Source organism: Sphingomonas sp. BK235 (assembly GCF_004345855.1).
Taxonomy (GTDB): domain Bacteria; phylum Pseudomonadota; class Alphaproteobacteria; order Sphingomonadales; family Sphingomonadaceae; genus Sphingomonas.
In genome coordinates this window covers 53,915-68,323 of the sequence record NZ_SLXN01000007.1, presented here as the reverse complement: position 1 = coordinate 68,323, position 14,409 = coordinate 53,915, and the positions used below count along the sequence as shown (strand labels likewise).

Sequence of the window (14,409 nt, the reverse complement as noted above, 5' to 3'; positions counted from 1 at the left end):
ACCGGCGAGAAGCGGGCCGCTCCCGGTCTTAGCGGCCGCGCTACGCCGCGGGCAGCGAGAGCGTGAAGCGCGCGCCCTCACCCGGCGCGCTGTCGACGCTCAGCGTCCCGCCCATCGCCTGCGCCAGCCGCCGCGCGATATACAATCCCAGCCCGCTGCCGCCCGGCTCGACCGGGTCGATCCGCTCGAACTTCTCGAAGATGCGCGCCTGATCCGCCAGCGCGATCCCGCGTCCCGCGTCCCCCACCGTCAGCAGCGCGTGCCCGTCCTCACGCCGTAGCGCCAGCGCCACGGTGCCGTCGCGCGGCGAGTGGCGCACCGCGTTGGCGACGAGGTTCACCACCACCTGGAGCATCCGCCGGAACTCGCCGTAGGCGGGGAGCGGGCGCTCGCACGCGCTGCGGTCGATCGTGACCCCCGCCTCGCCCGCGCGCACCGACAGCAGCCCGGCGGCGCGGCGCGCCACGTCGGCGAGGTCGACCGCGACGCGCTCGGTGGTGAAATCCTCGCGCTCGATCGCCTCCAGGTCGACCAGATCGTCGATCAGCCCGAGCAGGTGGCGGCCGGCATTGGCGATGTCCTGCGCGTAATCGGCGTAATGGCTGTCGAGCGGCCCCTCGCCGCCCGCATTGATCCCCTCGGCATCCGCGATGATGCGCGCGAGCGTGCCGCGCAACACGCCGTCGAGCCGATGATCGAACGGGCGGATCAGCGGTGCGGGCGCGCTCGCCGCGACCGGATAGGTGCCCCCGACGAAGCCGCCGAAGCCGCCCGCGGTATCGAGCCGGACATGGCCTGCGAGCGTCACCCGCTGGCCGCTGCCATAGAGCCGCGCCGGCTGGTCGGTGAAATCGTGCCGCTCCGACATTGCGTCGAGCAGCGGCATCGCGCCCGTCGCGTCGGGCTCCAGCAGCACGAGGCGGCTCAGCGGACGCGCGAGCACGGTCGCGGGATCGAGCCCGTGGCGCGCCGCGGCGGCGAGCGACAGCCGCGTCACGCGCAGCTCGGCGTCGACCTCCCAGGTCCAGTCGGCCTCCTCGGGCGCGGCGATGTCGCAGCGCGCCGCGACGCCGGCGCGCGCGCGCCACGCCGGCCGCTCGCGCAGCAGCGAGACGGTCACGGTCACGCCCTCGTCCGCGGGGGCGGCGCTGACCCAGCAATCGAGGTCGAGCTCGCCGTCGGCGATCGTCACCGTGCGGGTCACCGCGACGCGCAGCCGCCGCGCCAGCCGCACCAGCACCGCGACCTGCGGGATCGCGAGCAGCGCGCCGTGGCGTCCGCCCGCGCGCGCGTTGAGCGCGGTGAACAGATCGTCGGCATGGACCAGCCGATCGTGGCGATCGACCGCGGCGTGGAGCGAGGACAGCGCACTCACGCGCGCGGGCTCCGCGCGAGCGCGCGCACCGCGGCGCGAAAATCCCGGTGCAGCGTCAGCGGTGCCACCGCATGCGCCGCGGTCTCGGGGGCGAGCGACGCGACGCGGTCGAGCGCGTCGGCGAGCGCCTCGACATCGCGGTCGCGATCCGCCTCGCACAGCATGAAGCCGATCCGCGCGATCAGGTCGCGCTCCAGCCCCAGCGCACGCAAAGCGAGCCACAGCCGGTCGCTGTCGGCGTCGAGCGTGAGCCCGCGCGCCTCGACCGGTTCGATCCCCAGCGCGTGCGCGAGCAAAGCGACGAACAAGGTCACGCGCGCCTCGGCGAGCGTGTCGAGCAGCAGCTTGGGCAGCGCGCTCGCGACGGGATCGATCGCGGCGGCGAGATGCGCCGCGGCGGCCTCGACCCGCTCGGTATCGTCGTGCGCGGCGATGCTGCGCTGGCTCGCCTCCGACAATGCGCGATCGACCTCGGGCGAGACGCCGTGGCCGAGCCGCTCGCGCAGCGCCGCCGCGATCCACCACGCCAGCCGCTCGTGGCAGGCGACCGGCAGCTCGGCGCGGCGATCGTCGTGCGCCAGGCGGCGGCGGCTGTCCGCCACCAGATAGGTCACCGCGCGGCCGCGCACCACGCCGTCGCCGCTCTCCGCCAGCCCCGCCAGCAGCGCGGGGGCCACCCCGGGGAAGCGATGCGCCGCGAGCGCCTCGTCGATCAAGTCGATCCGCGCCTGCGCGACCAGCTCGCCCATGATGTCGGGATCGCGCATCAGCCCCGATTCCACCAGCCGCGGCAGCGTGATCGCACGATTGCCCGCGAGCAGCGCGGCGACCGCGCCCGCGCCCCGCGCCTCGAGCAACCGCGCCGCATGGCCCGCGATGTCGCGCTCGATCGCGCCGACGGTGGCCTCGGCCAGGCGTGTCACCGCGGCGCGGCTGCGCTCGTCGAGCCGGTCGCGCTCGGAGAGGAAGAGATCGTCGATCGCGGCGCTCAGCCGACGCCCCGCGCGCCCGTCGGCCGCGGCCGCCTGCGCGGCGACACGCGCCGACAGGTCCGAATCATCGGCCGGAGATGGCTGGGGCGGCATCGTGCCCCCTCTACCGGACCGATCCTTAACCACGCGCTAAGTGACCCGCCGCAGCCATTCGACCGCGACCACCAGCGTCACCGCGGCATAGGCCGCCACCAGCCCGAGCCCGAGGCTGGGCCAGCCGAACAGCGTGGCGAGCGCGAGCAGCGCGAGATAGCCCGGCGGCGTCCCCCACCAGACGCGGCGCGGCGCGGCGCCGGCGGCACGCTCCCCGACGCCCGCGAAGATCACCGCGCCGAGCGCGAGCAGCCGCGCGCTGGTGGTGGCGGCGTCGTGATCGACCGCCTGACCGAGCAGCAGCGCGGCGAGCGCGGGCGCCACCGCGACCAGCGCGCGGCTCACCCGCAGCAGCAGCGGCTCGTCGCGGAACAAGGCCAGGGCGCCCGCGATCTCGGCGAGCAGCACCGCCGCCAGCGTCACCATCATCCCGGTCGCGGGCGCGCCGGCGGCGAGCGCTCCCAGCCCGAGCAGCGCCGCCCCGCCCGCCGCCGCGGCGCAGGCGGGGGTGCCGATGCCGCGCCGCGCGATCAGCGGGATCACCGCGCGCGCGAGCGGGCGCAGCACCAGCCGCTCGAACCAGCTCGGCCGCACCGCCATGGAGGCGGACAGCACCGCGCGGCCGCGCTCCTCCAGCGCGCTGGCGCGGCGCTCGATGCCATGACCCAGCGCCATGTCGTCGATCCGCAGCGAGATATGGCGCGCGCCCGCCTGGTCCGCGGCGCGCAGCAGGGTGGATTGCAGGTCGTAATCGTCAGGCAGCCGCGCCGCCTCCGCGATGCGGCGCGCGTCGAGCCGGGCCACGCCCGCCCAGGCCGCGCCGCCGCCGACGCGCTCGAAGGCGGGCGCGGCCTGCGCGCCGGGCACCACCAGCAGCGCGTCGCCGCCCTCCCCCGCCAGCGCGTGGACGACGCCCTCGGTGGTGACCAGCCCGTCCGCCATCATCACCACGCGCGCGAGCGGGTGGAGCCGCGCCAGCGCGTCGGCGGCGGTCTCCACCGCGTCGACCGCGACCCCGCGCCGCGCGATCCGCGCCAGCGCGCCCGACAGCTCGGGGGTGACGCGCGCCACCACCACCACGATCTGCGCCGCATCGCACGCCACCAGCAACCGCGCCTGATATTCGATCAGCGTCGCCGCCGCGAACGGCAAGGTCGCCGCGAGCGTGCCCGGACGATCCTCTGCCTCGTGGAGCGCGAACAGGAGCCCGGCCAGCATGGCTTCGGCTGTTAGGCGGTGGCGCGGGGCGCGGCAATATCCGTGACGCGGCGCAGCGATGCGCCGAGCGGAGCCACCGACCCAGGTCGAGACGGCTTCCCGGCGCCCGCAAACGTGTTAGATGCATGGGGATGACTGGGGGGCCATCTTCGCTGACCGACGCGCCGCGCGCGACCAACGACGCACGCTGGCCCGACCATTGGCCCGAGCCGTGGCCCGATCCCGCCGCCCTGCCCGTGGAGCCCGCCCCCGCCGTGACCGACCCGTTCTTCTCCGACGACGCCGACGCTAGGCCGCGGCAAGGTGGCGCGCGCGGGGCGCTCGGCTGGGTCGCGCTCGCGGTCGCGCTGCTGTGGGTGGTCGCTTTGCTGTGGCTCGGCCTCGATCGGTTCGGCACGATGACCGCGCTCGAGCTGGCCCAATATGGCGCCGCGCTCGCCACGGTGCCGATGCTCGCGGGGGTGATCTGGCTGATCGCGCTGCGCACCAGCACCGCGGAGGCGCAGCGCTTCGGCGCGAGCGCGCGGCTGATGCGCGCCGAGGCCGTCGCGCTGGAGGACACGGTCGCGGTGCTCGGCACCACGATCGAGGAACAGCGCGCGCAGCTGGCTGAACAGGTCCGCCTGCTCACCGCGCTGGGTGACGCCGCGACCGCGCGGCTGGCCGACATCGCGGGCGCTCTGTCCACCGAGGTACAGCGCGTCGACGCACAGACCGGCGCGCTGACCGCGACCGCGGGGAGCGCGCACGAGCGGCTCGACGCGCTGCTCGCCGCGCTGCCGCGCGCCGCGGACGAGACCCGCGCGCTGACCGAGACGATCGACCAGGCCGGGCTGGTTGCCTATGAACACAGCGCCGGGCTCGACGCGCAGGTCGCGGCGCTGGTCGCGCGCGGGCGCGACGCCGAGGCGATCGCGGGCGGCGCGGCCGAGAAGCTCGCCGCCTACATGCAGCGGATGGAATCGACCAGCCACACCGCCGGCACGCGGCTGGAGGCGGTCACCTCCGCGGCGGCGGGCGCGGTGGACGCGCTGCTCGACCGTACCGCGCGCGCGATCGACGAGTCGCGCAAGGCGATCGCGGCGCAGGGCGACGCGATGCTGGCGATGGTCAGCACCAACCAGACCGCGCTCGACCATGCCGCGCGCGAGAGCGCCGAGGCGCTGGCCGAGCGGATCGGGCTGATCGAGGTGGTGATCGAGCGGATCGCGGCGCGGCTCGACGCGCAGCAGGGCGCGGGCCACCGGTTGTTCGACTCGCTCGACGAGTCGATCGACCGCGCCGAGCAGCGCTTCGTCACGCTCCACCGCGACGGCGGCGAGCGGACGCAGCAGCTCGCCGCCTCGGTCAGCGCGCTCCACGCCTCCGCCGAGGCGCTGGCGCGTGCGATGGACGCGGGGCATGAGTCGGCGCAGCACACGATCTCGACCACCGAGCATCTGCTGGTCGCGCTCGACGCCGCCGCGCGCGAGATGGACGAGACCATGCCCGAGGCGATCTCGCGGCTGGAGAGCCGCGTCGCCTCGACCAAGCAGGTGATCACCGCGGCCAAGCCCGAATTGCTCGCGCTCGTCACCGCGGCCGAGAGCACGCACGACGCGATCGAGGCGGTGGCGCAGGTCGTCGCCGAGCAGCGCCAGACGGTGGAGTCGCTCACCAGCCGGCTTCACGACGGGCTGGCGCGCGGGCGCAGCCAGGCCGACGAGATCGGCGAGGCGATGGGCGACGCCTCGCGCCAGATCGACGACATGACCGAACAGGCCGCGCCGCGGCTGGTCGAGGCGCTGCTGCGCGTGCGCGAGACCGCGTCCGCCGCGGCCGACCACGCGCGCGAGGCGATCGCGCGCGTCATCCCCGAGGCCGCCGACGCGCTGGAGAGCGCCGGCGCGGCCGCGCTCAGCCGTGCGGTGGAGAGCGGGGTGCAGGGCCAGGTCCGCCAGGTCGCGCAGGTCGCCGAGGCGGCGGTGGCGGCGACCAATCGCGCGGGCGAGCGGCTGCAGCAGCAGCTCGACGGCATCGAGGCGACGATCGCGCTGATCGACCAGCGGCTCGAGGAAGCGCGCGCGGCGGGCGAGGAGAATGAGCGCGACAGCTTCGCGCGGCGCGCCTCGCTGCTGATCGAGTCGCTCAACTCGGCCTCGATCGACCTGACCCGCACCTTCGCGCCCGAGATCTCGGACAGCGCCTGGGCGGCCTATCTCAAGGGCGACCGCGGCGTGTTCACGCGGCGCGCGGTGCGGCTGCTCGACGGCGGCGAGCAGCGCGACGTCGCGCGGCTCTACGACGAGGACGGCGCCTTCCGCGAGCAGGTCAACCGCTACATCCACGATTTCGAGGCGATGCTGCGCACGATCCTGGCGCAACGCGACGGCTCGCCGCTGGGGGTGACGCTGCTCTCGTCGGACATGGGCAAGCTGTACGTCGCGCTGGCGCAGGCGATCGAGCGGTTGCGCTAGGCCGGCGGCGGGCGGGGTCGACGCTCGCCTCACCCTGCCGTCGTCATCCCGGGCTCGACCCGGGATCCATCCGTCCGCGATAGCGACGCCGGAGGGTCTGGCGGCACCATGGATCCCGGGTCGAGCCCGGGATGACGGATGGGGTGAGCCGTTTGCGCGACGATGAACCTTTTGAGTCCGCACCCCTGATACCGCTGTGCCGGCGACGTCACTCTTGCAGATGAATGATGGCATCAGAGGCAGCGACGGCTCGCGTGATGCGCCCGGGCGGACGGTCGTTCCGACTTCGGTCTAATCGTTGCCGCGCAGCACGCGCACCTAACCCTAGCTTAACCAACGTCTGGTGTGTCGGTCCGCATGCGTGCGCCGCCCCGCTCCTTTGCCTCCACCGCGTCGCGGCTGCTCGCGCGGCTCCTCGCCGCGCTGGCGCTGCTGGTCGCGGCGCCGGCGCTCGCCTGCACCATGCCCGCGACGGCGCCGGCCACGGTCGGCAGCTTCTCCCCCGCCGCGATCAAGGCGGGTGCGGTGCCTTACGCTCAGACCGCGTCGGGCTTCGAATGCAGCACGCTCACCGTGCTGACCCTGCTCAGCACCAACTTCCTCAGCGCGACGATCGCGCCGGGCGCGACGCTCAAGCTCACCTCCACCAGCAACGCCGCCGACACGCTGACTTATCAGCTCTTCGCCAACGCCAGCAGCAGCTATGAGATCAAGCCCGGCGCGACGACCTTCTACATGAAGAGCGGCGCGGTCACGCTGCTGAGCGTCGGCAGCCAGGGGGCCAACGTCCCGCTGTTCGTCAAGCTGGCGAGCGGCACCGCGCCCGCGCCGGGCACCTATACCGGCACCGTGGCGATCCGCTGGGACTGGAACTTCTGCAACGGCGTCGCGGTGGGCAGCCTGTGCGTGCTGGGCGGGACCGACAGCGGTTCCCAGACGGTCACGTTGACCGTGACGCTCTATGTCGCGCCCAAGCCGCCGACCGTGGCGCTGTCGCTCGGCGCGGTGACCTGGGACCCGGTCAACGGCGCCCTCCGCCCCAAGGCGATCCCCGGCAGCAAGCGCCGTGTCGTCATGACGCTGACCAACCCCGATCTGGTCGCCACCGAGATCGACGCGACGACCCTGGTGGTGCCGACCGCGCCGCGGCTGGCGATCGCGCTCGACGGCGACGGTACCGGCAGCGGCGCGGTGGTGCAGGTGACCGAGGGGTCACCGCCGTCGGGGGCGACGATCGCCTACGCCTCGCCGGGCAGCACCACCGACCAGATCGACTTCTCGAGCGACAATGGCGCGAGCTGGACCTACGCCCCGGTCCCCGGCGACGCGGCGAGCCAGGCGGCGGTGACGAGCGTGCGGATCAAGCCCAAGGCGAGCATGGCGGCGGGCTCGTCGATCAGCGTGTCGATCCCCTATTCGGTGCGGTGAGCGCGGACGCGGTCGCGAGCCGGATGCCGGGGGAGCGTCTTCCCTCCCCATCGACGGATCATCGCGAGGTCGTGTTTGTGCCTTCCACCCTCGTCATCCCGGCCTTGAGCCGGGATCCATGGTTTTGCGAAAGCAACGGCTTCGGTGTTCGCGGCGCGATGGATCCCGGCTCAAGGCCGGGATGACGGGAACTTCATCACGATCCCGTAACCCTGGGTTCCGGCGTTCGCCGGAACACGGCCATCCACCCCGGGGCGTTGAGCAATCTCGCGACGATCCCCGCGGGTAAGAGCGGCTCGCCCCCTTCTCCCTGCCCGCCCTAGATCGCGTTGGCCGGGTCGGCGAAGTCGAGCATCCCCGCGGTCACCCAGCCGAACTCATAGTTCGCCACGAACAGCCCGAACAGCAATGTCGCGACGATCGTCGTGCGCACCAGCACGCGCTTGAGCGAGAAGCTGTGTGGCGAGCTCTCGGCGGTGCCGGGAACGTGCTCGGCACCCATCTCGGCTGAGGTGCGCACCCCCCAGGGCAGCACCAGGAACACCGAGAAGGCCCAGAACAGGATGTAGATCGCCAGCAGCGACGTCCAGCGCATCCGCCCCTCCTCAGACCTGGACGATCACCACGTCGATCACCGGCTTCTTGCCGGTCCAGCGCGTGGCGACCTTGCGCACCGCGAGCCGCACGTCCTCGCGCAGCCGCTCGCGGTCGCGCACGCGGCCCTTCATCGCCTCCGCCGCCGCCTCGGCCGCCTCGGCGAGGAAGGGTTCGCGCTCCTCCTCGACCGGCACGCCCTGGATGCGGACCTCGGGCGTGCCGCCGGCGCGGCCGTTGCGGTCCACCGCGATGCCGACCGAGATCTGGCCGTTGACCGCGATGCGGCGCCGGTCGTTGATCGTGCCGCCGTCGGACGGCAGGATCACGTCGCCGTCGAGCACCAGCCGCCCGACCGGCACGTCGCCGATCTTCTTGGGCGCGCCGGGCGCGAGCCGGACGAGATCGCCGTTGGTCTGCACCAGCACGTCGCGGATGCCCTGCGTCTGGCCGTAGCGCGCATGCTCCATCAGGTGGCGCATCTCGCCGTGCACCGGCAGCAGCGCGCCGGGACGAATCCAGCCATACATCTGGGCGAGCTCAGGCCGGCCCGGGTGGCCCGAGACGTGGACGTGCGCCTGCTTCTCGGTGACCATCTCGACGCCCTTGGCGGCGAGCTGGTTCTGGATGCGGCCGACCGCCACCTCGTTGCCGGGGATCTGCTTGGCGGAGAAGATCACCATGTCGCCCATGTCGAGCCGGACCGGGTGCGAGCCGTCGGCGATGCGCGCCAGCGCGGCGCGCGGCTCGCCCTGACCGCCGGTGGCGATGATCAGCACCTTGTTGCGCGGCATCCGCATCGCCGCGTCGACGTCGATCGTCTCCGGGAAGTTCTTGAGGTAGCCGGTCGCCTTGGCGACGCGGATGATCCGGTCGAGCGAGCGGCCGGTGACGCACAGGCGCCGCCCGGTCTCCTTGGCGACCTCGGCCAGCGTGTGGAGCCGCGCCGCGTTCGAGGCGAAGGTGGTGACCACCACGCGGCCGCGCGCGCGCGCGACGCTCTCGCTCAGCCCCTGGCGAACGCTCGCCTCGCTGCCCGAGGCCTCGCTGTTGAAGACGTTGGTCGAGTCACACACCAGCACGTCGACGCCCTGCTCGCCGATCGCGGCGAGCTCGTCCGGGGTCGAGGGCTTGCCGATCACCGGGGTGGGATCGAGCTTCCAGTCGCCGGTGTGGAAGACGCGCCCTGCCGGCGTGTCGATCAGCAGCGCGTTGGCCTCGGGGATGGAGTGCGACAGCGGCACGACCTCGACCGAGAAGGGGCCGACCTTGAAGGGCTTGCGCGCGTGGACCAGGCGGATCTTGACGCGATCCTCGATCCGCTCCTCTTCCAGCTTGCCGCGCACCAGCCCGGCGGTGAAGGGGGTGGCGTAGATCGGCACCCCGAGATCCTCGGCGAGATAGGGCAGCGAGCCGATATGGTCCTCGTGCCCGTGCGTCAGCACGATGCCGACGAGCGAGTCGAGCCGCTCCTCGATGAAGCGCAGGTCGGGCAGGATCACGTCGATGCCGGGATAATGCGAGTCAGCGAAGGTGACGCCACAGTCGACCATCAGCCATTTGCCGGCATGGCCGTAGAGGGTGACGTTCATCCCGATCTCGCCCGAGCCGCCGAGCGCGCAGAAGAGCAGTTCCTTGTTGTTGGGAGTCATTGAAGTCCTTTGTCGTCCCGCGCGGGGCGCCGGATGCGCCGATGAAGCGGGAGGAAGAGAGATGGGCCGGACTGCGCGCCGGCCGGGCGTTCACTTGGATATATGGGCGCGTTCGTACATGATCGCCAGCCCTTGGATGGTGAGATCGGGCTCGATCGCGTCGAAGGCGTCGGTGTGGCGCTCGAACAAGGTGGCGAGCCCTCCGGTGGCGATCACTTTGACTGGGCGCGCGATCTCACGCTTCATGCGCGCGACCAGCCCCTCGATCATCGCGATATAGCCCCAGTAGATGCCGATGTTCATCTGGTCGACTGTATTGCGTCCGATGACGCTGTCGCTCGCGGGGGCCTCAATCGCGACGCGCGGCAGCTTCGCCGCGGCCATCACCAGCGCATCGAGCGACAGGTTGATGCCGGGCGCGATGATCCCGCCCTTGTAGGCGCCGGTGTAGTCGGAATGGTCGAAGGTGGTGGCGGTGCCGAAGTCGATCACGATCAGGTCGCCGGCGTGGAGCGCGTGCGCGGCGATCGTGTTGACCGCGCGGTCGGCACCGAGGCTCTTCGGCTCGTCGACGTCGATCGCGATGCCCCAGTCGAGCGGCGCGCGCCCCGCGATCAGCGCGTCGCTGCGGAAATATTTGGCGGCGAGCACCTCGAGATTGTGGAGCGCGCGCGGCACCACGGTGGAGACGATCACCGCGGCGACGTCGTCGCGGCTATGGCCCTCGAGCGCGAGCAGCTGGCTCAACCACACTGCATATTCGTCGGCGGTGCGGCGCGGGTCGGTGGCGATGCGCCAGCGCGCGCGGATCGCGCGGGTCGCGGTATCGACCAAAGCGAAGACCACGTTGGTGTTGCCGGCGTCGACCGCGAGCAGCATCGCACCCTCTCTCACAGCAGGAATATATCGCCCGCGTGCATGACACGCCGGCTCCCGTCCGCCAAGCGCAGGACGAGCGCCCCGCCGGGGTCGAGCGTCTCGTAGCGCCCGTGCCACTCGCTGCCGTCGGGCAGGCGCGCGCGCAGCTCGGTGCCGGGCGGGTGCGCGCGCTTGCGCCAGCGCTCGGTGATGGGTTCGAGGCCCTCCCTCCGCCAGCGCGCGAGCCAGTGCGCCAGCGCTGCGGCGAGCTCACTCTGGAGCGCGGCGGCGTCCATCGCCGCCCCCGCGGCACGGAGGCTGGTGGTGGCGCGATCGGTGAGGTCCGGGTGATGGGCCACGTTGACGCCGAAGCCGATGACCACCCAATCGTCGACGCGCTCGAGCAGGATGCCCGAGAGCTTCGCGCCGTCCAGCAGCAGATCGTTCGGCCATTTGAGGCGCAGCGCCGCCGCGTCGGGCAGCGCCGCGCCCACCGCCTCCTCCAGCGCCACCGCGGCAACCAGCGCGAGCGTCGGCGCGGGCGGGTCACCCGCGGCGAGGCGGACGAGCGTGCTGGCGTAGAGATTGCCGACCGGCGAGTCCCACGCCCTGCCCTCGCGCCCGCGCCCCGCGGTCTGGCGGTCGGCGCGAAGCCAGAGACCGTGCTCGCCGTAGCCGTCGCGCGCGAAGGAGCGCAGGTCGGCGTTGGTCGAGCCGGTCTCGGGTACGTGGAGCGTGCGCGTCAGAACAGGCTCGCGGCCGCCGCCAGCGTCCAGGCCGACAGCGCCGGGATGGCGAGATAGCCGAGTGGTGACACGATCACCGCCGCCGCGGCGATCAGCCCTCCCTCGAGCCGGTCCCCCTCGCCGAACGTGCCCGCGGGCTCGTCGAAGTACATCGTCTTGACCAGCCGCAGGTAATAATAAGCACCGATCACGCTGAACACGACGCCCACCACCGCCAGCGGGAACAGCCCCGCCTGCACCGCGGCGTAGAAGACCGCGAACTTGGCGTAGAAGCCGAACAGCGGCGGGATGCCGGCGAGCGAAAACATGAAGATCGCCAGTGCCGCCGCCAGCCCCGGTCGCGTCCGCGACAGCCCGGCGAGGCTGGCGATCGTCTCGATCGGCTGCCCGTCGGCGTCGCGCATCTGCAGCACGACGAGGAAGCTGCCGAGCGTCATCGCGATGTAGATCGCCATATAGGTCAGCACCGAGGCGACGCCCTCCTGCGTGCCCGCGGCGAGACCGATCAGCGCGAAGCCGACATTGTTGATCGACGAGTAAGCGAGCAGGCGCTTGATGTTCTGCTGGCCGATCGCGGCGACCGCGCCGAGCAGGATCGAGGCGAGCGCGGCGAAGATCACGATCTGGCGCCACTGCCCCTCGGCCGGCCCCATCGCCTCGACCGCGACGCGCACGCCCAGCCCGATCGCCGCCACCTTGGGCGCCGAGGCGAAGAAGGCGGTCACCGGCGTCGGTGCACCCTCGTAGACGTCCGGGGTCCACATGTGGAACGGCACGGCCGAGATCTTGAACGCGATGCCCGCGAAGACGAACACCAGCCCGAACAGCAGGCCGGTCGACTTGGCGTCGCCGGTCAGCGGCGCGGCGGCATAGGCACCCGCGATCTCGTCGAACAGGGTCGAGCCGGTGAAGCCGTACACCAGGCTGATGCCGTAGAGCAGGATGCCGCTCGCCAGCGCGCCGAGCACGAAATACTTGAGCCCCGCCTCGGCCGACCGCTGGTCCTGCCGCATGAAGCTCGCCAGCACATAGGCGGCGAGGCTCTGCAGCTCGAGCCCGACGTAGAGCGTCAGCAGGTCGGCGGCGGAGACCATCATCCCCATGCCCGCCGCGGAGAGCAGGATCAGCACCGGATATTCCGGGCGCAGGTTGTCGCCCGCGGTGCGGCGGAAGAAGTCGGGCGCCATCACGATCGCCACTGCGGCGGCGACGTAGATCAGTACCTTGGAGAAAGCGGCGAAGCTGTCGGCGCGATACAGGCCGTAGAAGGCCTGCCCGCCCGACGAGGCCGGGCCGATCAGCGCGACGCAGGCACCCGCGAGCACCGCCACCGCGGTCCAGGACACCGCCTTGGTCGAGGCCGGGCCGCCCCAAGCGGCGACCAGCATCAGCGCGATCGCGCCCAGCCCGAGCACCACCTCGGGCAGCGTCATCGCGAGATTAGCGGCATAGTCCATTAGTGCGCGCTCCCTTGCGCGTGAGTTTCGGCATGGGCGGCCGGCACGATCCCCGTACCCTTGGTGGGCAGCGAGTCACCCGCCGGGCGCGCGCGATCGATCCGCGCGAGCAGGATCTGCGTGTCCTTGCGCATCGGCGCGAGGAAGCTCTCCGGGTAGACGCCCATCCACAGCACCGCCGCGGCGATCGGCGCGAGCAGCCACAGCTCGCGCGGGCTGAGGTCCGACATGGCGCGGACCTCCTCCGACTTGATCTCGCCGAACACGACGCGGCGGTACAGGTACAGCATGTACGCCGCGCCGAGGATGATCCCGGTGGTGCACAGCAGCGCGACCGTGGTCGAGACCTGGTAGGTGCCCATCAGGCTCAGGATCTCGCCGACGAAGTTGCTCGTGCCAGGCAGACCGATCGACGCCATGGTGAACAGCAGGAACAGCAAGGCGTAGCGCGGCATGTTGATCGCCAGACCGCCGTAGCGGCTGATCTCGCGGGTGTGGAGCCGGTCGTAGATCACGCCGACGCACAGGAACAAGGCGCCCGACACGAGGCCATGGCCCAGCATCACCATCATCGCGCCCTCGATCCCCTGCGCGTTGAACGCGAACAGACCGATCGTCACGATCGCCATGTGCGCGACCGAGGAATAAGCGATCAGCTTCTTCATGTCGGACTGCACCAGCGCGACCAGGCTGGTGTAGATCACCGCCACCGCGCTCAGCCCGAACACCAGCCACACCAGCTGCGCCGAGGCCTCGGGGAACATCGGCAGGCTGAAGCGCAGGAAGCCGTAGCCGCCGAGCTTGAGCAGCACGCCCGCCAGGATCACCGAGCCCGCCGTCGGCGCCTGGACGTGCGCGTCGGGCAGCCAAGTGTGGACCGGCCACATCGGCATCTTCACCGCGAACGAGGCGAAGAAGGCGAGCCACAGCCAGGTCTGCACCTGCGGCGGGAAGTCGTAGTTCATCAGCGCGGGGATGCTGGTCGTCGCCGCGGTGATGCTCATGTAGAGCATCGCGATGAACATCAGCAGCGAGCCGAGCAGCGTGTACAGGAAGAATTTGTACGAGGCGTAGATCCGGTTCGCGCCTCCCCAGATGCCGATGATCAGGAACATCGGGATCAGGCCGGCCTCGAAGAAGATGTAGAAGAGGAACAGGTCCTGTGCGGCGAAGGTGCCGATCATCAGCACCTCGGTGAACAGGAACGCGCTCATATATTCCGGCACGCGCTTCTCGATCGCCTGCCAGCTCGCGCCGATGCAGATCGGCATCAGGAACACCGACAGCACGATCAGCAGCAGCGCATAACCGTCGATGCCGAGCGCCCAGCCGAAGCGGCCGAAGAGCGGCGCATATTCGACGAACTGCCACTGCGCGCCGCCGACGTCATAGGACAGCCACAGCACGACGCCGAGCGCGAGGTTCGCCAGCGTCGCCGCCAGCGCGGTCCAGCGCGCCGCCGAGGCGGAGAGGAAGAGGCACGCGACCGCCGCGGCGGCCGGGATCGCGAGCATCAGCGAGAGGATCGGGAACGACACGT

At 71.8% G+C, this 14,409-nt stretch carries 11 protein-coding genes; 2 read left to right on the top strand and 9 right to left on the bottom strand.

Annotation, left to right across the window (positions count from 1 at the left end; all coding sequences use genetic code 11):
- Nucleotides 1-40: 40 nt before the first annotated feature.
- The 3 genes from EV292_RS17055 to EV292_RS17045 are packed head-to-tail and all read right to left on the bottom strand — an operon-like array spanning nt 41 to nt 3,678.
- On the bottom strand, nt 41-1,375 hold the full coding sequence (locus tag EV292_RS17055) for a HAMP domain-containing sensor histidine kinase (protein ID WP_132910453.1): 1,335 nt from the start codon (nt 1,373-1,375) through the stop codon (nt 41-43).
- Nucleotides 1,372-2,460 carry a DUF2336 domain-containing protein gene (locus EV292_RS17050; RefSeq protein ID WP_132910452.1) on the bottom strand — a complete coding sequence of 363 codons (1,089 nt, stop codon included), beginning with the start codon at nt 2,458-2,460 and terminating at the stop codon, nt 1,372-1,374. Before EV292_RS17050 ends, EV292_RS17055 begins: the two co-directional genes overlap by 4 nt.
- Before the next feature lie 36 nt (nt 2,461-2,496).
- Complete coding sequence (locus EV292_RS17045) at nt 2,497-3,678, bottom strand: hypothetical protein (protein WP_132910451.1); 1,182 nt, start codon at nt 3,676-3,678, stop codon at nt 2,497-2,499.
- Nucleotides 3,679-3,803: 125 nt separating this feature from the next.
- On the opposite strand from EV292_RS17045, the gene EV292_RS17040 reads away from it, so the two are divergent.
- Complete coding sequence (locus EV292_RS17040; RefSeq protein ID WP_132910450.1) at nt 3,804-6,134, top strand: hypothetical protein; 2,331 nt, start codon at nt 3,804-3,806, stop codon at nt 6,132-6,134.
- Between the two features lie 357 nt (nt 6,135-6,491).
- Nucleotides 6,492-7,562 (top strand): spore coat protein U domain-containing protein, encoded by a 1,071-nt coding sequence (locus EV292_RS17035; RefSeq protein ID WP_132910449.1) that lies wholly within the window; start codon nt 6,492-6,494, stop codon nt 7,560-7,562.
- Nucleotides 7,563-7,881: 319 nt separating this feature from the next.
- On the opposite strand, the gene EV292_RS17030 is transcribed toward EV292_RS17035, so the two are convergent.
- The 6 genes from EV292_RS17030 to EV292_RS17005 form a co-directional block, all read right to left on the bottom strand.
- Nucleotides 7,882-8,157 (bottom strand): DUF1467 family protein, encoded by a 276-nt coding sequence (locus tag EV292_RS17030; RefSeq protein ID WP_132910448.1) that lies wholly within the window; start codon nt 8,155-8,157, stop codon nt 7,882-7,884.
- A 10-nt stretch (nt 8,158-8,167) separates the two neighbouring features.
- Nucleotides 8,168-9,808 (bottom strand): ribonuclease J, encoded by a 1,641-nt coding sequence (locus EV292_RS17025; protein ID WP_132910447.1) that lies wholly within the window; start codon nt 9,806-9,808, stop codon nt 8,168-8,170.
- Between the two features lie 90 nt (nt 9,809-9,898).
- Nucleotides 9,899-10,687 (bottom strand): type III pantothenate kinase, encoded by a 789-nt coding sequence (locus EV292_RS17020; RefSeq protein WP_132910612.1) that lies wholly within the window; start codon nt 10,685-10,687, stop codon nt 9,899-9,901.
- Between the two features lie 11 nt (nt 10,688-10,698).
- Entirely contained in the window at nt 10,699-11,412 is a 714-nt protein-coding gene (locus tag EV292_RS17015) for a biotin--[acetyl-CoA-carboxylase] ligase (protein ID WP_132910611.1), read from the bottom strand.
- Nucleotides 11,409-12,869 carry an NADH-quinone oxidoreductase subunit NuoN gene (nuoN, locus tag EV292_RS17010; RefSeq protein ID WP_132910446.1) on the bottom strand — a complete coding sequence of 487 codons (1,461 nt, stop codon included), beginning with the start codon at nt 12,867-12,869 and terminating at the stop codon, nt 11,409-11,411. The genes EV292_RS17015 and nuoN overlap by 4 nt, the downstream gene beginning before the upstream one ends.
- Nucleotides 12,869-14,407, bottom strand: coding sequence for an NADH-quinone oxidoreductase subunit M (locus tag EV292_RS17005; RefSeq protein ID WP_279432434.1), 1,539 nt, complete (start codon nt 14,405-14,407; stop codon nt 12,869-12,871). Before EV292_RS17005 ends, nuoN begins: the two co-directional genes overlap by 1 nt.
- Nucleotides 14,408-14,409 lie beyond the last annotated feature (2 nt).

Coding starts and splice junctions, on each gene's coding strand:
- EV292_RS17050 (WP_132910452.1), bottom strand. CDS start 2,460: ATGCCGCCCCAGCCATCTCCGGCCGATGATTCGGACCTGTCGGCGCGT.
- EV292_RS17045 (WP_132910451.1), bottom strand. CDS start 3,678: ATGCTGGCCGGGCTCCTGTTCGCGCTCCACGAGGCAGAGGATCGTCCG.
- EV292_RS17040 (WP_132910450.1), top strand. CDS start 3,804: ATGGGGATGACTGGGGGGCCATCTTCGCTGACCGACGCGCCGCGCGCG.
- EV292_RS17035 (WP_132910449.1), top strand. CDS start 6,492: ATGCGTGCGCCGCCCCGCTCCTTTGCCTCCACCGCGTCGCGGCTGCTC.
- EV292_RS17030 (WP_132910448.1), bottom strand. CDS start 8,157: ATGCGCTGGACGTCGCTGCTGGCGATCTACATCCTGTTCTGGGCCTTC.
- EV292_RS17025 (WP_132910447.1), bottom strand. CDS start 9,808: ATGACTCCCAACAACAAGGAACTGCTCTTCTGCGCGCTCGGCGGCTCG.
- EV292_RS17020 (WP_132910612.1), bottom strand. CDS start 10,687: ATGCTGCTCGCGGTCGACGCCGGCAACACCAACGTGGTCTTCGCTTTG.
- nuoN (WP_132910446.1), bottom strand. CDS start 12,869: ATGGACTATGCCGCTAATCTCGCGATGACGCTGCCCGAGGTGGTGCTC.